Raw genomic sequence first — 18,114 nt, 5'->3', positions numbered from 1 at the left:
GAAAGCCGCGATGGATTCTCTGGCACCTGCCCTACGATGATCGCACCGCGCTGGTACTGCGACCTCGATCCGAACGGCCGTCGAGCGTTCCGCAACACCTATGCCGGGTTCAGCATCGATGCGATGAACGTCCAGCTCTATTCGTTCGTGCTGCCGCTGCTGCTGACGCTCTGGCAACTGTCCCCTTCGGCAGGCGGATTGCTTGCGACGGTGATGCTCGTCGCCTCTGCGGCCGGCGGATGGCTGGCGGGCGCGGCTTCGGACCGATTCGGGCGCGTGCGCGTGCTGCGGCTGATCATCGTCTGGATGGCGCTCGCCGCCCTGTGCTGCGGGTTGGCCCAGAACTTCGAGCAATTACTCGTCGCGCGGACGCTCCAAGGGTTCGGCTTCGGCGCCGGATGGGCGGTCGGCGCGGTATTCATGGGCGAGATCGCCGCCGCAGCGACGCGCGGCCGGCTGGTGGGGACCGCGCAGAGCGCATGGGCAATCGGCTGGGGTCTGGCCGCCGCGACGTCCACGATCGCCATCACGCTGCTGCCGCCGGAACCGGGCTGGCGGGCCGTCTTTTTCGTCAGCCTGCTCCCAGCGCTGGCGATCTTCGCCGCGCGCCGGCGGCTCATCGAGTCCGCGACCTTCCTCGCCGCGCCGGAGACCGAGACGTGGCACCGGATCTTCTCGCTGCGGATGCGCGGCAATACCGCGCGGGGCAGCCTGCTCGCGATCGGCACGCACGGCGGCTATTGGGCGCTCGCCACCTGGTGGCCGACGATGCTGCGGCTCGAGCGCGGCATGACCACAGCGCAGACCGCGACGCACATGGCAGTGCTCGTCGGCGGATCGCTCGCCGGCTATTTTCTCGGCGCGACGCTCGCTGACCGTCTCGGACGCCGGGCGGCGCTCGCCCTGTTCGCGCTGGGTGGGATCGTCACGGTGCTTATCGCCACCGAAGGCGCGGTTTCCGACGCCACGCTGCTCGCGCTCGGCGCGCCGCTCGGGCTCTTCGCGATGGGGCTCTATAGCGTGATCGGGCCGGTGCTGAGCGAGCTCTATCCGACGCGGCTGCGCGGTTCGGGTCTCGGCTTCTGCTACAATGTTGGGCGGGGCGTGGCCGGCCTCGCCCCGCTCGCCGTAGGCGGCAGCATCGCCGCCTTCGGCATCTCCCGTTCGATCGGTCTCTACGTGTCGCTGGCCTATCTGCTGGTGCTGCTCGCCGCAGCACTGCTGCGCGAGACCAAAGGCATGGAGTTCATGCCCGCGTTGAAGCGCGCCTAGAAGCCGAACTCGGTGAGGCTCGGCTGGTCGGGGGGACGCGGTCCTTCGAGCCAGCGCAAGGCGCGCCCATGCACTTGGATCGGATGCTCGTTCGCGGCGGTGAGGCGGCGCCGGACCAGCCCGGCATCATCGAACTCGATCTCCTCGCTGCCATAGACCCGAAACCAGGTGCCGCTGTCGTTGCGGAACTCGGCGGCGTGACGCGTGCTGAGCCGGCGATCGCCTTCCGCCCAAAGCTCGATGACGATGCGGAGCTCGATCTCGCGGCGTAGCTGGCGTTCGAGGAAGGTGCGGATCTGTCGCGCCCCCACAGGAAATCGACGCGGTTGCGCCACTGGCAGTCGATCGTGCTGGCGAGCAGGATCGCCTCCAGATCGCGGCTGTTCCAGGCGTCCTCGGCGGCGCGAACGTGCCGCTCCATCGTCGGACTGAATCGGGGCATCGGTTTCCAATCTCACCAGGGCATCTCCCGATTATGCCGCGGGGTCGGCAAGAGCCAGTTAGGCGCTGTTAGTTTCCCAGAAACGTGCGGCCCGCTCACAGCAGATCATAGCGATTAACGGGCGCGCCCGTTCGGACGAGGCTATCTGAAGCCGTTCCCTGCCACCGAAAGGACCCCAGCCATGTCGACGCTTTTGCCCGAAACCCTCACCGATCGCCGCGGCTTCGTCTACGGCGCCACCGCGATCGCCGCGGCGCTGACTGGAGGCGGCGCTCCGGCGCTGGCAGCGGCGCCGCGGGCGCCTTCGACCCCGTCTCCTCTCGGACCGGTCCGGCAAGTCGATGCCGGCGTGCTCAGCATCGGCTATGTCGAGATGGGGCCGGCTTCGGGTCCGGCGGTCCTGCTCTTCCATGGCTGGCCCTATGCCATCGATGCCTTTGCCGAGGTGGCGCCGCTGCTCGCCGCGCGAGGCTATCGCGTGATCGTGCCGCACCTGCGCGGCCATGGCAGCACGGTCTTCCGCTCGGCCGAGACCCCGCGCAATGCCCAGCAGGCCGCGCTCGCGGCCGACGGGCTCGCGCTGATGGACGCGCTCCGCATCGATCGGGCGATCGTCGCCGGCTTCGACTGGGGCGCGCGCACCGCGGACATCATGGCGGTGCTCTGGCCCGAGCGCTGCAAGGCGCTGGTCTCGGTCAGCGGCTATCTGATCGGCAGCCAGGCCGGAAACGCCAAGCCGCTCCCGCCGCAGGCGGAGCTGCAATGGTGGTACCAGTTCTATTTCGCGACCGAGCGCGGCAGGGCCGGCTATGCCGCCAACACCAAGTCGTTCAACCAGCTGATCTGGCAGCTCGCCTCGCCGAAATGGAAGTTCGACGCCGCGACCTTCGATCGTTCGGCCGCGGTATTCGCCAATCCCGATCACGTCGCGATCGTGATCCACAATTATCGCTGGCGGCTCGGCCTCGCCGAGGGCGAAAGGCAGTATGACGCGGTCGAGGCGAGATTGGCCGCCGCGCCGCCGGTGACGATCCCGGCGATCACCATGGAAGGCGACGCCAACGGCGCGCCGCATCCAGATCCCTCGCAATATCGCGCCAAGTTCACCGGTCCCTATGAGCACCGGCTGATCACCGGCGGGATCGGCCATAATCTGCCGCAGGAAGCACCCGCCGCCTTCGCCAAGGCGGTGCTCGATGCGGCCAGGCTGGCCGGCTGACGGCGCGTGAGGAGCGTTCGCATGAAGCATCTTTCCACCTGTGCCCTCGCGCTCGCGAGCCTGTCGTTCGGGGTTTCCGCCGTGGTCACCGCGCAGCGGCCAAAGGACGAGGGTTCGCCGATCTACGGCGTGAAACTTCCCCAAGGATATCGGGACTGGAGGCTGATCAGCGTCGCGCACGAGGCGGGCAAGAACAACGACATCCGCGCCATCCTGGGCAACGACATCGCGGTGAAGGCCTTTCGCGACGGCAAGCGGCCCTTCCCGGATGGCGCGGTGATCGTGCGGCTGGCCTGGCGATATGAATCGTCGCCGCGCAACGACAGCGTCTTTCCCGCCCCCCAATCCTTCGTCGCCGGTCCGCCGACCAACGTCCAAGTGAGCGTGAAGGATTCGAAGCGCTATGCCGCGAGCGGCGGCTGGGGCTATGGCCAGTTCGAGAACGGGGTGGCCAACCGGGACGTCGCGCTCACCCAGTCCTGCTTCGCCTGCCATTCGAAGCTCAACGCGCTGGAGAAGGGCGCGGACCTCATCTTCACGGCCTATTCGCGATAGGCGGCGAACCGATGGCCGAACGCCCGCGGCAGAGGCTGCCGCGGGCGCTTCGACTCATCGGGCGGTCGCAGCCTTTTCGATCAGGCCGGCCACCGCCGGCGCGTTCGACACCATCACCACGTGCGAAGCGCCCTTCACCACCACCGTCTGCCGGGACTGCGCCCGCTCGGCCATGAACGCCTGGGCGGCCGGCGGGATGTTCCGGTCCTTGTCGCCATAGATGAACCAGGACGGGACGTGCTTCCACGCGGGCGCGGTGGATGCCTCCGACAGAGCCGCGTCGGCGATCGGGCGCTGGCCGACAGCCATCAGCCGCGCCTCTGCCGCGGGCACGTCCGCCGCGAACTGATCGTGAAAGCGCGCCTGGAGGATGTAGAGGTCGTTGCCGCCGGTGGTGAGCTTGACCGGCGGCGCCAGCGCCGGCGCGAGCGTGCTGCCCGGGAACTTGCCGGTCAGGCCCAGCGCCGTCTCGCCTGCCTCGGGCGCGAAGGCGGCGACATAGACCAGCGCCTTCACGTTCGGCACGCCTTCGGCCGCCTCGCTGATCACCGAACCGCCATAGCTATGGCCGACGAGCACGACCGGCCCCTGGATGCTCTTGACGAGATCGCCGACCACATCGGCATCGGCGCGCACGCCGCGCAGCGGATTGGGCGCCGCGACGACGGGATAGCCGTCGCGCTCGAGGATGGCGATCACGCCGTTCCAGCTCGACGAATCCGCGAACGCCCCGTGGACGAGCACCACCGTCGGCTTGGCGGCCTGCGCCTGCGCCGCAACAGGGGCGAGTACGGTGGCGAACAGCAGCCCGCCGGCTATCAGCTTCTTCATGTTCGGTCTCCTTTCGAGAGGATGGTCAGACGAGCGCGACGACCGCATCGATATTGCCCTTGATCGCCTTCGAATACGGGCAGGTCCGGTGCGCGGTCTCGATGATCTGCCGGGCGACCGCCGGGTCGACGCCGGGGATGCTGACGTTCAGCCGGGCCGCCAGCGAATAGCCGTCCTCGCCGTGACGCAGCTCGACCTCGGCATCGATCGCGAGATCGGCCGGCAGGGTGATGCCCCTGGACTTGGCGGCGATCACCATCGCGCCCTCGAAGCAGGCCGACCAGCCGGCGGCGAACAGCTGCTCGGGGTTGGTGCCCGCGCCCGGACCGCCGGGCGTGGCCAGCCTGATGTCAAGGCGGCCGTCCGAGCTGCGCGCGGCGCCTTCGCGGCCGCCGGTGACATGGACATGGGCGGTGTAGAGGGTCTTAGGATCGGTCATCGTTCTTCTCCTTGGAAAAGGGTGGTCAGCGCAGCGGGCGGAAGGCGGCACGCACTTCCTCGGCGAACAGCGCGGGCTGTTCCCACGCGGCGAAATGGCCGCCGTTGCCGGCTTCATGGAAGTAGAAGAGGTTCTTGTAGCAGCGTTCGGCCCAGCTCCTCGGCGCGCGGAAGATCTCGCCGGGGAAGACGCTCACCGCGACCGGTAGGTCGATGATGCCGCGCGTGTTGAAATTGTTGGAGTGATCCTCCCAATAAATCCGGGCGGCGGAGGCACCCGTCGCAGTCAGCCAATAGAGTGAGATATCGTCGAGGATCGCGTCGCGGCCGAGAACGCGTTCGGGCTGGCCGCCGCTGTAGGTCCACTGCGCGATCTTCTCGTACATCCAGGCCGCCATCCCCACCGGCGAGTCGACTAGCGAGTAGCCGATGGTCTGCGGCCGCGTGTTCATCATCGCGGCATAGGCCGAGTTGTCGCGGTAGAAGGCTTCCAGTTGATCGAACGCGCCGCGTTCCTTGGCCGACAGGCTGGCCGGAGCGGGATCGCCGGCGGCAAGGATCTTCGCGATATCGGCGGGAACGACCGCCGGCATGTTGAGGTGGATGCCGATGAGGCCAGGCACGTGCTGGAGCGCCATGCGCTGCGAGATCACCGAGCCGCAATCGCCGCCCTGGCTGACATAGCGGTCATAGCCCAGCCGCTGCATCAGCATCGCCCAGGCGCGGCCGATGTGATCCGAGCCCCAGCCGAGCACCGTCGGTTTGGCGGAGAAGCCGAAGCCCGGGATCGACGGGATCACCAGATGGAACGCGTCCTCCGCCGTCCCGCCATGCGCGGTCGGATTGGTGAGCGGATCGATGACGCCCAGGAACTCGAGGATCGAGCCCGGCCAGCCATGGGTCAGGATCATCGGCATCGCATTGTCGTGCCGCGAGCGGACATGGATGAAATGGACGTCGAGACCGTCGATCTCGGTCATGAACATCGGCAGCGCGTTGAGCCTGGCCTCGACCTTGCGCCAGTCATAGCCGCGCGCCCAGTAGCGCATCAGCGGTTCGAGCGTCTGCCGGCGCACGCCCTGGCCGTCATCGGACGCCGGCTGCGCGTCGGCCCAGCGGGTCTCGGCGATGCGGCGCTGCATCGCCTGGATTTCGGCCGCGGGAATGGCGACCTTGAACGGGCGGATGGCGCTGCCGCCGCCCTGGGCGCGCACCACGGAGGGCATGGCGCTGAGCGCCCCCGCCACGCCCGCACCGACAACGAATTGGCGGCGCGAGGGATGATTTCCGAACATTGGCTTCTCCTCCTGATCTGGTCACGGCCGGATTTAGAGAAGCGGCGGCGCGGCGCCCGTTAAGTGGAGTGATGCGGCGTTAGCGTTCGCCCGCCGGCCCCGGCTTTCAGAAACTAACGAGGTTCCGGCGATGGCTAACGGGACGTGCCGCACGGGCGATCTACATGTCGGCTGAACATCAGGATGAGGCAGCACCATGACCCAGAGACGCTCGCTCGGCTTCGCCGCCGCCGCATTCGTGGCAGCCGTCGCCACCACCGCGATCTGCTTCGGCGACGCGCTGGGCCTGGTCCGGTCCTCGGCGAAGGATACGGACGCCGTGATCTCCGCCCCCTTTGGCGCTACCAGCCGGCCGCTGGAGGTGCTGCAGGACGCAAGCCCCTGGCTCACGGCCGTTCCGAACGGCCCGGGGTCGCTCCGCGGCAAGGTGGTGGTGGTCAACTTCTGGACCTATTCGTGCATCAACTCGCTGCGCGCCCTCCCCTATCTGCGTGCCTGGAGCGAGCACTACGGGGACAAGGGACTGGAGGTGGTCGGCGTCCACGCACCGGAGTTCGGCTTCGAGAAGGACCCGGCCAAGGTCCGCCTCGCGACCAGCCAGCTGCAGGTCCGCTACCCGAACCTGCAGGACAACGATTATGCGGCGTGGCGCGACTTCGCCAATCAGGGCTGGCCCGGCTTCTATTTCATCGACGCCAGGGGACTGGTGCGCGGCTATCGGCTGGGCGAAGGCAATTACGACCAGGCGGAGCAGCTGATCCGCAAGCTGCTGGCGGAAGCGGGCCACGACCTCTCCGGCATTCCGCTCGCACCGATCGAAGGCAAGGGCATCGAAGCGGCGGCCGACTGGGGCGACCTGCGCTCGCCCGAGGCCTATGTCGGCTACGAGAAGGCGGTCGACTTCGCCTCGCCCGGCGGGATCCGCGAGGATGCGCCGTTCAGCTACGCCTCGGCAGCGGACCTCTCGCTCAACCAATGGGACCTGGCGGGCAGCTGGAACGTCGGCCGCGAGTTCGCGACGCTCGAGGGCGACGCCGGCACGATCCGGTTCCGCTTCCACGCCCGAGACGCGCATCTCGTGCTCGGCGGGGCGCCGGACGGCCGCCCGATCCGCTTCCGGGTGACGATCGACGGGAGCGCGCCGGGCGAGAGTCACGGCGTCGACGTCGACGCGGCGGGCTGGGGCGAGGTGAAGGAGGACCGGCTCTACCAGCTCGTCCGGCAGCCGGGCGAGATCGCCAACCGGACCGTCACGGTCGAGTTCTCCCGTCCGGGCGTGCGCGCCTATGTCTTCACCTTCGGCTGACGCCCCCCTTAACTGGAGTATGGATGATGGCACGGACATGGCTGGTGACCGGCAGCTCGAGGGGCTTCGGGCGCGCCCTCTGCGAGGCGATCCTCGACGCGGGGGACAATCTGCTCGCGACGGCGCGCGACCCGGACCAGCTTTCCGGTCTCGGCGAGGGTCGCCCAGGGCGTCTCGCCGTCGCCCGGCTCGACGTGACGAGCGAGGAGGATGCCGCCGCGGCAGTGGGGGCCGCTATCGATCGGTTCGGCGCGCTCGACATCCTCGTCAACAATGCCGGGTACGGCGACGTGGGCTCGGTCGAGGATACGCCGATCGACGCCTTCCGCCGCCAGATCGAGACCAATCTGTTCGGCACGATCATCATGACCAAGGCGGTGATCCCGCACATGCGCGAGCGCCGCAGCGGCCACATCATCCAATTCTCGTCGGTCGGCGGCCGGCTCGGTGCGCCGGGGCGTGCGCCCTATTCGGCGGCCAAATGGGGTGTCGAAGGCTTTTCCGAAGTGCTGGCGCAGGAGATGAAGCTCGTCGGCGTTCGCGTGACGATCATCGAGCCGGGCGGCTTCCGGACCGACTTCGCCGGGGCATCGACGACGCTCGACGCCGGCCGCCCCGAATATGACGCGGTGGTCGGCAATGCCGCGCGCCTGCAGGCGGCCTATGACGGCAAGCAGCCTGGGGACCCGCGCCGCGGCGCACAGGCGATCCTCCAGGTCGTCGCCTCGGAGGCGCCACCCCTGCGACTCCCGCTCGGCAGCGATGCGCTCGCCGCGATCGAGCGCAGCGACAAGGCACGCCTCGACGAGCTGGAACGCTGGCGCACGCTCAGCCGGTCGACCGACTTCCCGGAACGGCCCGGCGGCTGAAATGAATCGCATCATTGTGCTTCGGTGGGATTGAGGCACGCCGTCGCTCGCGGCATGGATCGTACCGACCATGCACGGGGAACGACGGGATCGTGGCGGACCTACAGCAGCAACTCCACGGCGAACGCATGTTCTTCGGGCCCTTCTGCCTGTCCCCGAGCGAGCGGCTGCTGACGAGGAACGGCGAGCCGGTGGAGATCGGCGGGCGCTCCTTCGACCTGCTCGTGGTGCTGACCGAGCAGCCCGGCAGGGTCCTCTCGAAGCGCGAGCTGCTCAAGCGCGTCTGGTCGGACGTGGTGGTCGAGGACGGCAGCCTGCGCTTCCATATGGCGGGCCTGCGCAAGCTGCTGGGCGATGGCACCGACGGTGCCCGCTACATCGCCACGCAGGTCGGCGTCGGCTACGCCTTCGTCGCGCCGGTCGAGCGGCACGGCGCCGCGATACGGCCGGCGCCGGATGACGAAGCGAGACCCGGCGCGAGCAGCATCAACGTTCCGGCGAGGCTGCCCCATCTCATCGGACGCGAACGCGACGTGACGTTTCTCGTGGAGCGCGTCGCCGACACGCCGCTCTTCACGATCGTGGGTGCAGGCGGCGTCGGGAAAACCTCGCTGGCGATCGAGGCCGGCCACAGGCTTGCCGGCACGTTCGAGGGCCGGGTCGCCTTCGTCGACTTCAGCATGCTGGAGAATCCGGCGGTGGTGCCCTCCATGATCGCCGGCGCGATGGGGATCGCGGTGCAGAGCGAGGACCCGCTCGCCGTCATTCTAGGGCATATCCGAGACCGGCCATTCCTGCTGCTGCTCGACAATTGCGAGCATGTCGTCGAGCCCGTCGCCGGCATTGTCGAACGCATCATCGAGGAGGCGCCAGGCGCGCGCGTGCTGGCGACCTCGCGCGAGCCGCTGCGCGTGCGGGCGGAGCACGTGCTGCGGCTCGACGCCCTGGACTATCCCGAGGAGCCGGCCGCGCTGACGCCCGAGCAGCTGCTCACCTATTCGGCAGTGCAGCTCTTCTGCGAGCGTGCCACGGCGGCCGACAGTTCGCTCGTCATCGACGAGGACGCCGCCCGCCTCATCGCCGACATGTGCCGGCGGCTCGGCGGGATGGCGCTGCCGATCGAGCTCGCCGCGGTGCGCGCGGCGACGCACGGCATCGCCGCGACGGCGCGCCAGCTCGGCGAGCGGTTCAGCCTCGGCTGGTCCGGCAGGCGAACCGCCCGCCCCCGCCAGCAGACGCTGCAGGCGACGCTCGACTGGAGCTACGACCTCCTCACCGAAAAGGAGCGGATCGTGCTCGAGCGCCTGTCGGTCCTCGTCGGCCCCTTCTCGATCGACGCCGCACTGGAGGTGGTGGCGGATGCGGAGATCGGATCGGATGACGTGGCGGCTGCGCTGGACGAGCTCGCGTTCAAGTCGCTCGTCGCGCCCGACCGATCGCGCCGCACCGGCACCTACCGCCTCCTGGAGATGACGCGCGCCTATGCCAGGGAGAAGCTGCTTGCCCGCCGGGAGGGCGAGAGCGGTGCTGTCGCCCGTCGCCACGCCGCCTTCTTCCTCGCCGAGCTTGAGGCGGTGGCCGAGCAGGACGAGGACGTGCTGCAGGATACCAGGCCGCTGCGCCAGCAGCTCGGCAACATCCGCAGCGCGCTCGACTGGAGTTTCGGCCGCGACGGCGACCTCAGGATCGCGGTGCGCCTGGCCGCCGCCAGCGCGCCGGTCTTCCTCAACCTCTCGCACCTGATCGAGTGCCGCACCTGGTGCGCCCGTGCGCTCGCCGAGATCGAGGAGGTCCAGCGCGGCACCGCGATCGAGCTGGAGCTCCAGGCAGCGCTCGGCATCTCGCTGATGTTCACCCGCGGCAACAGCGAGGCAGCGGGGAATGCGCTGGCCCGCGCGCTCGAGATCGCGACCTTGCTCGACGACCGCTGGAACCAGCTGCGCCTGCTCGGCTGCCTCCACATCTTTCACGAACGCATCGGCGAATATGCCGCCGCGATGGGTCATGCCGAGCGCGCAGTACAGGTTGCCGAGGCTATCGGCGCGCCCGAGGCGATGGGGATCGCCTATTCGTTTTCGGGCATCTCGCACCATCTCGCCGGAGACCAGAAGCGGGCGCGGCGCGAGCTGGAGCTCTCACTGCGGAAGAGTCCGCCTTCCGCGCGCAGCCGGACGATCCACTACGGCTTCGATCACCGGAACCGCTCGGGCATCGCGCTTGCACGGACCTTATGGCTCGCCGGCCATGCCGACGAGGCCGGACGGCTCGCACGGCAGATCGTCCGCGAGGCCGCCCAGCTCGATCACGCCGTCACCCATTGCATCGCGCTGATCTGGTCGTTGTCGGTCTATCTGTGGATGGAGGATTACGCCGCCGCCGAGCAGGATCTCGCCGCGTTCACCGAATGCGCCGAGGTCAACGCGCTCGGCCCGTATATCGCCGCGGCCGCGGGCTTTCGCGGCGAACTGGCGATCCAGCGCGGGCAGACAGGCGATGCGCTCGGCGCGGTCGAGGAAAGCCTCTCCCGGCTGCGCGCGGCGCGCTACGAATTGCTGACCACGCCCTTCTCGATCGCGCTCGCCCGCGGCCTCGTCGCGGATTCGCGCACCGATGAAGCGCTGGATCTGGTCGACGCCACGCTCGCGCGCTGCGACGCAAACGGCGAGAGGTTCGCGGTACCCGAGCTGCTTCGCCTCAAGGCCCGGATCGTGCGATTCACCCCGTCGGCAGAAGATGCGAGCACCCTGCTCGACCAGGCGCTCACCCTCAGCCGGGAACAAGGTGCCCGCGCGTGGGAGCTGAAGGCGGCCGCGGATCTCGCCGCATTGCGCTAGCCTCCGCCGCCGAGCGCGTTGATCTCGATGCGACGCGAAATCTCGATCGCCTCGAGGAACGCCTCGTCATGGCTGACGACCAGGAGGGCGCCGTCGAAGGCCTTCAGCCCGGCCTCGACGGCCGCGGTCGACTCCATGTCGAGGTGATTGGTGGGCTCGTCGAGCAGGAGCAGCGGTGGCGGCGTCGCGCCGCCCAGCACGCAGGCAAGCCCGGCGCGCAGCACCTGTCCGCCGCTGAGCGTCTCGACGCGGCGGTCCGCGGCATCCGCCCTGAACTGGAACCGCGCCAGCGCGGCCCTGCAGTCGTTCTCGGTCAAGCCAGGATTGAGACGGCGGAAATTCTCCGCGATCGTAGCCTCGGGCCGGAGGATGCTGACCCGCTGGTCGAAATAAGCGAACGGCACGTGCATCGTCGCCTGTCCCTCCCACGGTGCCAGATCGCCCGTGATCACTCTGAGCAGTGTGGATTTGCCCGATCCGTTGGGCCCGCAGATCGCCACGCGCTCAGGCCCCGCCAGATGCAGCGACGCGTCGTTGAGCAAGGGGCGATCCGGTACAAAACCGAAGCAGACATGCTCCATGTCGAGGACGCGCGTCCCTGCCGCTAGGTTGCTCGAGGCGAGCTCCAACCGCATAGTGGTCGTTCGCTCGACGCGAGCGCGTGCCGCGGCGAGCGACTGGTCGGCGTCGGCGCGCATCCGGTCCGCGAGGCGCGCGCCCTCCCCGCCGCTCTTCTCGGCGCGATCGCGGCGCCCCCCGATCGAGATGCGCGGCAGGTCGCCGCGTGCGGCCCGGCGATTGCCGGCGGCATCGCGCCGCTGCTGCCGCTCGACTGCCTGCTGGGCCTTGCGCGCGACCTCGGCGGCGCGGCGCTCGGCCGAGGCGAGATCGCGTTCGACGGCTTCCTGCTCGACGGCCTTGCGCGCCTGATAAGCGCTCCAGTTCCCGCCATAGCGTGTCGCGCCGAGCGAGGTCAGCTCGACGATCGCGTCGAGACACTCGAGCAGCTCGCGATCATGGCTCACCACCAGCGCGCCCGCGCGCCAGCCCTCGAGTAGCTCGCGAACCGCCCTGCGACCATTGCGATCGAGATCATTGGTGGGCTCGTCGAGCAGGAGAAAATCGGGCTCCCGAAACAATATGCCGGCGAGCGCCGCGCGTGTTCTCTGCCCGCCGGAAAGGCTGACGAGACGCGCGTCGAGTTCCGCGTCCAACCCGACCTTGGCCAGCGCTTCGGCCGCACGCGCTTCCAGCATCCAGTCGGCCTCGGCGAACTCGTCTATCGATGCCATCCCGGCTTCCGCCTTGCGCAACAGCGCGAGATCAGCGGACGCGCCCATGAGATCGGCGACAGTCTCGTTCGGCGATATCTGCACCATCTGCCGCAGCATGCCGACCGTGCCGTCCACCACGACGCGGCCGCGGCTCGCGGTCAGATCGCCCGAAACGAGCTTGAGGAGCGTGCTCTTGCCGACTCCGTTCCGGCCGACGATTCCGGTGCGTTCTTGCTGGAAGGTGAGCGAAACGTCCGAAAGGACGGGTTGCCCGTCAGGCGCGGACCACGAAATGTCGGCGAGGGTAATGGAGGACATGGATCGTGGCTTTCCTGACGGCGGTATTTGAAGATTCTGCTATCAGGGCGAAATCCATGTCGCTGCGCACTCCCTTGGCTGCGGGCGAAAGATAGGTGGCGAGAGCCTGTCCAACAAGCGCGAAGCCGAATTCCTTACTATACGGATCCGCTAACGATTGGGAGCAACGGCAGCCAACCGCCAGTAGCGAAAGCCTGACCTTCCTCAACGCATAGCCGCTTTGAGGGGCGCCCAGGAGCGGGCCGAACGACCTGGGGCGCGAAGTCGCCTGCCCGCTTCCAACCCAACTCCTGACATTTAGGCGAATGGCGCTCGCACTCCATTCGCCTTCGATTCAAAATCAGCTGTCGAACTTGACCAGATCCTTGAAGATAAGCCGACCCCAGGCATTCCCATGGCCCTGCACAAGCAGTCCGCCTTCGGAAAGCCCGCCGAGTTTGATGGGTGCGAAGCCGAGCTTGTCCGCCAGCCCGGCGATCTCGGCAGCCGCGCCGTCGTCATCGCTTGACAGGAATATGACTCGCCGGCCGCCATGCACGGCCGGGTCCTGCGCCAGGACAGGGGCGACCAGATGGTTGAAGCCCTTGACCAGCTTCGCGCCCGCGAAGGCATCGGCGACGGCCTTGGCGGAAGGCTGCCCGCCCAGCTCCTCGTCAGGCACACCATAGGCGTTGGTCACATCGACGATGATCTTGCCCTCCCAGCTGGGCAGCGCCTTCGCGACATCCGGGTGCGACTGGTATCGCACCGCCAGGAAGATGACGTCCGCCTTGGCCGCCTCGGCGAGCGTCGTGGGAATGATTCCGGGGCCGATTGCCATCGCATCGGCCGCAAAGCTTTCCGGATCGCGCGTGGTGGCGACGGCTACTTCGATGCCCTTGCGGGCAAACGCCTGGGCCAGCGCGTGGCCCACTTCGCCGAAACCGATGATTGCGTAGGTCATGTCTGCTCTCCTTCGAGTTGATATCAGAGTTGCGCCAGGCCGCCGTCGACCGCGACTTCGCTCGCCGTCATGAAGCTGCTGTCCGAGGATGCGAGGAAGGCGGCCACGGCACCGATCTCGGCCGGGTCGGCCATGCGCTGGAGCGGGGTCATCGACGCGAAAACCGCCTGACCTTCCTCTCCCAGTGCTTCCTTCGCGAGCTCGGTCGCCGTCGCCCCGGGCGAGAGCACGTTCACCCGGATGCCGGTTCCCTTCAGGTCCACGGCCAAGGTCCGGGCGAGATTGCGCACCGCCGCCTTGCTCGCGCTATAGGCAGTGAAACCGGGCGCTCCGGTTGTGCCGGCGCTCGAACCGGTGAGGATGATCGAGCCGCCCGAACCCATGAGCGGCAGCGCCTTCTGCACCGTGAAGATCGTGCCCTTCACATTGGTGTCGAAAGTTTCGTCGATATGCTCGGCGGTGATCGCGCCAAGCGGAAGCGGACTTCCAGCCCCGGCATTGGCGAAGACGATGTCGAGAGTTCCGCGCTCGGCCTTCCCCGCGGCGTAGAGCCGGTCGAGATCAGCCTCGTCGGAGACCGAACCCTTTATTGCGCGAGCGTTGGCGCCGAGGCTGGCAAGGGCGGTATCGAGCGCGTCCTGCCGCCGGCCGAAGAGATAGACGAAGGCTCCTTCCGCGACGAACCGCTTCGCCGCGGCGAGGCCGATACCGGTCGCACCGCCCGTAATGACTGCAACCTTACCATCGAGCTTTCCCATGACCGTTCCTCAAATCCGATATTCGATCGTGCGGGGCAGGCCCGAGAACCCGGAGATGGGCCCGCAAGCGCCGGTGGTTGAGTGTGAAAACCCGCACATCGGTGGTGCGAAATCGATCCAGTGAGGAAGCGCGAGTGACGAACATCGGCATTGGAAAGGTGCCGTGCATGGCGCAAGAATGCACCATGATCGATTGGGACGACGTCCGTTACTTTCTTGCTGTCGCGCGCGGCGGTTCGGTGCGCGCCGCCGCGGCGCGGCTTGGCGTGAATCATTCGACCGTGTTGCGACGCGTTGCTCAGCTGGAGGGGCAGCTTGAGGCGCGGATGTTCGAAAAGCTGCCCTCGGGCTACCGGCTTACGGCTGCCGGCGAAGAAGTCCTCGACCTGGCCAATCAGATGGAAGCATCATCCCATCTGTTGGAGACGCGGGTGTTCGGGCGTGACCAAACGGTGCGCGGACGCCTGAGGGTCACTCTGGCTCCGAACCTCGCCGCACACCTGCTGATGCCGGACTTCGCCGCATTCGCGCGTCGGCATCCGGATATCGAGATGGAGATCCTGTCGTCCGGCGAACTGGCCAACCTCACCAACCGGGAGGCCGATGTCGCGATCCGCGTCGTCTACGATCGCCAGACGCTTCCGCCCAATCTCCACGGCCTCAAGGGACCGGATATTTTCGGCGGCGTCTACATCTCTCGCGATCGTCTAACCGCATGGCGCGAAGGCGCACCTGATCCCCTTCGGTGGATCGTGATCAGCATGCACGGCATCCCGAGCTGGGCCAGCGCAGGTGACATTCGAACTGCCGAGGTTTTGTTTAGGGTCACCGATGGGGAGGGGCAGCTTGCCGCAGTCCGGCAGGGGTTGGGGATCACGACCCTGCCGTGCTTCATCGGGGATGCCGATCCGCAACTTGTGAGACTGCCTGGCACGGCGCTGCATCAATACGGGACCATCTGGCTTCTCACGCAGGGAGAGACGCGCAAGACGAAGCGCGTGCGGCTATTCACGGAATTCATGTCCCGCAGGCTGGCTGATTACCTGGCCCTTCTCGCGGGCATGTCCGCGTCTTGAGATGCAGCGCAGACTCGCGATGATTGTCCGCTTCCGACCGCGGCTTGGGTGCAAAGCGGTCAGACGAGAGTCTCCAGTGGCAACCGTTACACTATCGCTGAACGAACGGCGACTTTTCGGCGTAAGTCTGGTCGAAGCTGTCGCTTGTCAGATCAATCGTCATGGACTGAATACGAGCACCAGGAAAACGAAGAACAGCGACAGATGCACGGCCCCTTCCAGCATGGTTGTCCGCGTGCCGGTGAAGGTCAGGCTGTTCAGCATCAGCGTCACGGCGAGCAGCACCATGTTCGCCGCCGATACGCCCAGGACCACCGGCTGCCCGGTCGCCAGTCCGATGAACAGCACGGCGGGTACCGTCAGGCCCAGCGTGGAGGTCGCCGCGCCAAGGCAGAGATTGATCGCGCGGGTGAGCTGGTTGGCCGCAACGGCACGCAGCGCGGAGATGCCCTCCGGCGTGAACACGATGAGCGCGATGAGGATGCCGCCAAGCGCGGTCGGGGCGCCGAGCACCGCGATGCCATGGTCGAGCAGCTTCGCCAGGTCCTTGGAAAGGATGATGATCGGCAGGATGTTGGCCAGCAGAACTCCCACCCGGATTGTGGTCGAACCGGGTGCGCGCCGGGCATGGGGTAGCGGCGTCGCGGCTTCATGGATGACCTGTTGGCCGACAGGCACGAAGAAGCCGCGATGCCTGCCGGCCTGGAGCCAGAGGAAGCTCCCGTACAGCGCGATCGTGAAAATGGAGAAGAACAGCGCCTGCGGCAGCGAGAGCATCCCGGTTGCGCTCGAGGTCGTGAAGTTCGGCAGCACCAGCGCGATGACGCTGAGCGGGATGATGACCGCCAGATAGGCGTTTGCCCCCTGCAGGTTGTAGCTCTGCTGATGGAAGCGAAGCCCGCCGACCAGGAGGCACAGGCCGACGACGCCGTTGAGGACGATCATCAGCACCGCGAACATTGTATCGCGGCCAAGCGTCGGTACCTGCTTGGCGCTCAGCATCACCGCGCCGATCAGCGCGACCTCGATGATGACGATCGACAAGGTGAGGACGAGCGTGCCGAGCGGCTCGCCCAGGCGCTCCGCCACCTCTTCCGCCTCGTGCACCACGCCGAATGCCGCCCAGAGGATGACGCCGAGCAGCCAGGCGAACAGCAGGGCGGTGATCACCCAATGCGCGCCGACCAGCCGAACCGGAGTGGCGATCAGCATGACCGCGACCGTCGCCCAAGCGACCGTCAACCGGGCGGTCGAGCGCTTCATCGATCCCCTCAGACCCGCGGCGCCTCGCTCCTTTTCAATGTCGCCTGCTCGGCGGCGCGGGCTTCGCGCCGAAGTCGCCGCGCGTAGCTGCGCGCATGCGAGTGGTAGATGCGATAGCCGACGAACGCGGCGAACAGCACCGCCATGAGCAGCATCAGTATATAGGCTACGATCAATCTGGGCTCCATTTCGTATCTCCCACCGCCCGCGGTTACGGCACGGTTGCAGGAAGGGGAGGCCATGTACGCCTCAAGCTGCGCGTTCACCTCCAGACCATTCAGCCGCGAGCCAGCCGCCGTAGGTGACGGTCACCTGCACCGTCATTCCAACAGATCTCCGAGGCGCCGGCGCAATCCCTCCAGCGGAGAAATCCGCGAAATGTTCCGCGCCACGGCGATCAGCAAGCGTGAAAGGGAGATGTCCGTTCACAAGCCTCGATGTCCGCCGCAGCGGTGATAGCCGCTTTCACACGGTAGCGTGGTGAGGCAACGGCAGTGGCGCGCCGTAACCTTCGTCGCCTCAGACCCGCTTCGTTGGGACAGGTACCGGACTTCCCTTCAAAGAAGGATTCGATGCATTCTGCTTGGGCGGTTCCGCTTTCTTTGGCTTGCGGACTTCCCGGTTACCCCTGCGCTGACCCTTGGCCATCGGATTGCTCCTCCTTCGCGTTCGAGCCAATCGGCCAACGCTCTGACCCGGATTGGAGCAGCGGTTCAGCCTTACGCGTCGATCCGGTCCGCGACCAGCCTCAATCGCCTGGTTTGTACGCCGCCCCGGTCCGCACCGTGGCGCCGCCGGCGCCGCTCCGGAGCGCTGCGACCGCCGCTGCGCAGTGGCTCTCGCTGGCATAGCCTTTGCCTGCGGCAATCGGCGCTCCGGATGGCGCGCAGAAGCGCCAGCGCCAATCGCCACCCGAGAACAGGATGGAGGTGAGGCTTACGCGTTCGGCACGATAGATCTCGAAATAGGGTTCCTGATCCGGCGCGGAGGCGGGCGGCTTTTCGGCCGGGTCGGCGGGCGACGTGACGTGAGGGAGCGCGAGCCGCGGAAGGACGTCGGTAATAGTCGGGGGTAGGTCTCTGACGTCGGGGCGTGGTTGTTCGAATTCGCTGAATGCGGGCCTGATGGGCACATGACTTCTCCCGTCGGCAAGCGGGAGCAATCCGTTTCTCTCAGCCGTCGCGCGCTCGCGGAAGGATCAGCGACGATGTGATGGATATAGGTGCATGCGGGGCGTTTGGCCATTCCATGCTCCACGGCATCGGAGTGGCGGCCACATCGGCGAACGATCAGGACGATCCCGCACTCTCTAGCTAAAGGCAAGCGATAGCCACTTGCCAGGAGCAGCTGGGACGCCCACATGCCAGCTATCGGCGCGCGATCCCTGCGCGCCAGTTCGCATATTGGCGGCGCTGGCTTCC

The 18,114-nt window shown here is 67.4% G+C and carries 16 protein-coding genes and 1 pseudogene; 7 read left to right on the top strand and 10 right to left on the bottom strand.

Going from position 1 to position 18,114, the window contains the following annotated elements; genetic code table 11:
- Positions 1-36 precede the first annotated feature (36 nt).
- Positions 37-1,272: an MFS transporter gene (locus LZK98_RS06245; protein ID WP_233785542.1), complete on the top strand. Its 1,236-nt coding sequence runs from the start codon at positions 37-39 to the stop codon at positions 1,270-1,272.
- On the opposite strand, the pseudogene LZK98_RS06240 reads toward LZK98_RS06245, so the two are convergent.
- Positions 1,269-1,693: pseudogene (locus tag LZK98_RS06240) on the bottom strand (DUF1348 family protein). The gene LZK98_RS06245 and the pseudogene LZK98_RS06240 overlap by 4 nt on opposite strands.
- Positions 1,694-1,895: 202 nt before the next feature.
- Between LZK98_RS06240 and LZK98_RS06235 the strand changes: the two are divergent.
- Positions 1,896-2,933, top strand: a complete 1,038-nt coding sequence (locus LZK98_RS06235; RefSeq protein WP_233785541.1) for an alpha/beta fold hydrolase — start codon at positions 1,896-1,898, stop codon at positions 2,931-2,933.
- Positions 2,934-2,954: 21 nt separating this feature from the next.
- Entirely contained in the window at positions 2,955-3,488 is a 534-nt protein-coding gene (locus tag LZK98_RS06230) for a cytochrome P460 family protein (protein ID WP_233785540.1), read from the top strand.
- Between the two features lie 54 nt (positions 3,489-3,542).
- Here LZK98_RS06230 and LZK98_RS06225 read toward each other — a convergent pair whose 3' ends face one another.
- From LZK98_RS06225 to LZK98_RS06215, 3 genes are read right to left on the bottom strand one after another with little or no spacing between them, the layout of a single operon-like run.
- Complete coding sequence (locus LZK98_RS06225; RefSeq protein ID WP_233785539.1) at positions 3,543-4,319, bottom strand: alpha/beta fold hydrolase; 777 nt, start codon at positions 4,317-4,319, stop codon at positions 3,543-3,545.
- Positions 4,320-4,344: 25 nt separating this feature from the next.
- Positions 4,345-4,758, bottom strand: coding sequence for an organic hydroperoxide resistance protein (locus tag LZK98_RS06220; protein WP_233785538.1), 414 nt, complete (start codon positions 4,756-4,758; stop codon positions 4,345-4,347).
- Positions 4,759-4,783: 25 nt separating this feature from the next.
- Complete coding sequence (locus tag LZK98_RS06215; protein WP_233785537.1) at positions 4,784-6,052, bottom strand: epoxide hydrolase family protein; 1,269 nt, start codon at positions 6,050-6,052, stop codon at positions 4,784-4,786.
- A 196-nt stretch (positions 6,053-6,248) separates the two neighbouring features.
- Here LZK98_RS06215 and LZK98_RS06210 point away from each other — a divergent pair, with 196 nt between their 5' ends.
- The 3 genes from LZK98_RS06210 (at position 6,249) to LZK98_RS06200 (ending at position 11,061) form a co-directional block, all read left to right on the top strand.
- Positions 6,249-7,358 (top strand): redoxin domain-containing protein, encoded by a 1,110-nt coding sequence (locus LZK98_RS06210; protein ID WP_233785536.1) that lies wholly within the window; start codon positions 6,249-6,251, stop codon positions 7,356-7,358.
- A 26-nt stretch (positions 7,359-7,384) separates the two neighbouring features.
- Entirely contained in the window at positions 7,385-8,227 is an 843-nt protein-coding gene (locus tag LZK98_RS06205; protein ID WP_233785535.1) for an oxidoreductase, read from the top strand.
- Positions 8,228-8,319: 92 nt separating this feature from the next.
- A complete protein-coding gene (locus LZK98_RS06200; RefSeq protein WP_233785534.1) occupies positions 8,320-11,061 on the top strand; it encodes an ATP-binding protein in 2,742 nt (913 codons plus the stop codon).
- On the opposite strand, the gene LZK98_RS06195 is transcribed toward LZK98_RS06200, so the two are convergent.
- From LZK98_RS06195 to LZK98_RS06185, 3 genes are all read right to left on the bottom strand, one after another.
- Entirely contained in the window at positions 11,058-12,653 is a 1,596-nt protein-coding gene (locus tag LZK98_RS06195; RefSeq protein WP_233785533.1) for an ABC-F family ATP-binding cassette domain-containing protein, read from the bottom strand. The genes LZK98_RS06200 and LZK98_RS06195 overlap by 4 nt on opposite strands.
- Positions 12,654-12,993: 340 nt before the next feature.
- Complete coding sequence (locus tag LZK98_RS06190) at positions 12,994-13,596, bottom strand: NADPH-dependent F420 reductase (RefSeq protein ID WP_233785532.1); 603 nt, start codon at positions 13,594-13,596, stop codon at positions 12,994-12,996.
- A gap of 23 nt (positions 13,597-13,619) precedes the next feature.
- Positions 13,620-14,354 (bottom strand): SDR family NAD(P)-dependent oxidoreductase, encoded by a 735-nt coding sequence (locus tag LZK98_RS06185; RefSeq protein WP_233785531.1) that lies wholly within the window; start codon positions 14,352-14,354, stop codon positions 13,620-13,622.
- 134 nt (positions 14,355-14,488) lie between these two features.
- Here LZK98_RS06185 and LZK98_RS06180 point away from each other — a divergent pair, with 134 nt between their 5' ends.
- The gene (locus LZK98_RS06180) at positions 14,489-15,430 is read left to right on the top strand and encodes a LysR family transcriptional regulator (protein WP_233785530.1); all 942 of its coding nucleotides are present in this window, start codon (positions 14,489-14,491) and stop codon (positions 15,428-15,430) included.
- 159 nt (positions 15,431-15,589) lie between these two features.
- Here the strand turns inward: LZK98_RS06180 and LZK98_RS06175 are convergent, their stop codons facing one another.
- The 3 genes from LZK98_RS06175 to LZK98_RS06165 all read right to left on the bottom strand — a co-directional run bounded on the left by LZK98_RS06175 (position 15,590) and on the right by LZK98_RS06165 (position 17,825).
- Entirely contained in the window at positions 15,590-16,693 is a 1,104-nt protein-coding gene (locus LZK98_RS06175; protein ID WP_233785529.1) for a calcium:proton antiporter, read from the bottom strand.
- Between the two features lie 8 nt (positions 16,694-16,701).
- Positions 16,702-16,869 (bottom strand): hypothetical protein, encoded by a 168-nt coding sequence (locus tag LZK98_RS06170; RefSeq protein ID WP_233785528.1) that lies wholly within the window; start codon positions 16,867-16,869, stop codon positions 16,702-16,704.
- A gap of 572 nt (positions 16,870-17,441) precedes the next feature.
- Complete coding sequence (locus tag LZK98_RS06165; RefSeq protein WP_233785527.1) at positions 17,442-17,825, bottom strand: YegP family protein; 384 nt, start codon at positions 17,823-17,825, stop codon at positions 17,442-17,444.
- Positions 17,826-18,114 lie beyond the last annotated feature (289 nt).

This window comes from Sphingomonas cannabina, assembly GCF_021391395.1.
Classification (GTDB): domain Bacteria; phylum Pseudomonadota; class Alphaproteobacteria; order Sphingomonadales; family Sphingomonadaceae; genus Sphingomonas; species Sphingomonas cannabina.
The sequence above is the reverse complement of the archived record's forward strand: the minus strand, read 5'-3'. Positions and strand labels throughout refer to the sequence as shown.

Bases quoted from the DNA above. Each gene is read 5' to 3' on its own strand.
- LZK98_RS06235 (WP_233785541.1), top strand. From the start codon at position 1,896: ATGTCGACGCTTTTGCCCGAAACCCTCACCGATCGCCGCGGCTTCGTC.
- LZK98_RS06205 (WP_233785535.1), top strand. From the start codon at position 7,385: ATGGCACGGACATGGCTGGTGACCGGCAGCTCGAGGGGCTTCGGGCGC.
- LZK98_RS06175 (WP_233785529.1), bottom strand. From the start codon at position 16,693: ATGAAGCGCTCGACCGCCCGGTTGACGGTCGCTTGGGCGACGGTCGCG.
- LZK98_RS06215 (WP_233785537.1), bottom strand. From the start codon at position 6,052: ATGTTCGGAAATCATCCCTCGCGCCGCCAATTCGTTGTCGGTGCGGGC.
- LZK98_RS06190 (WP_233785532.1), bottom strand. From the start codon at position 13,596: ATGACCTACGCAATCATCGGTTTCGGCGAAGTGGGCCACGCGCTGGCC.
- LZK98_RS06210 (WP_233785536.1), top strand. From the start codon at position 6,249: ATGACCCAGAGACGCTCGCTCGGCTTCGCCGCCGCCGCATTCGTGGCA.
- LZK98_RS06195 (WP_233785533.1), bottom strand. From the start codon at position 12,653: ATGTCCTCCATTACCCTCGCCGACATTTCGTGGTCCGCGCCTGACGGG.
- LZK98_RS06230 (WP_233785540.1), top strand. From the start codon at position 2,955: ATGAAGCATCTTTCCACCTGTGCCCTCGCGCTCGCGAGCCTGTCGTTC.
- LZK98_RS06245 (WP_233785542.1), top strand. From the start codon at position 37: ATGATCGCACCGCGCTGGTACTGCGACCTCGATCCGAACGGCCGTCGA.
- LZK98_RS06185 (WP_233785531.1), bottom strand. From the start codon at position 14,354: ATGGGAAAGCTCGATGGTAAGGTTGCAGTCATTACGGGCGGTGCGACC.
- LZK98_RS06220 (WP_233785538.1), bottom strand. From the start codon at position 4,758: ATGACCGATCCTAAGACCCTCTACACCGCCCATGTCCATGTCACCGGC.
- LZK98_RS06225 (WP_233785539.1), bottom strand. From the start codon at position 4,319: ATGAAGAAGCTGATAGCCGGCGGGCTGCTGTTCGCCACCGTACTCGCC.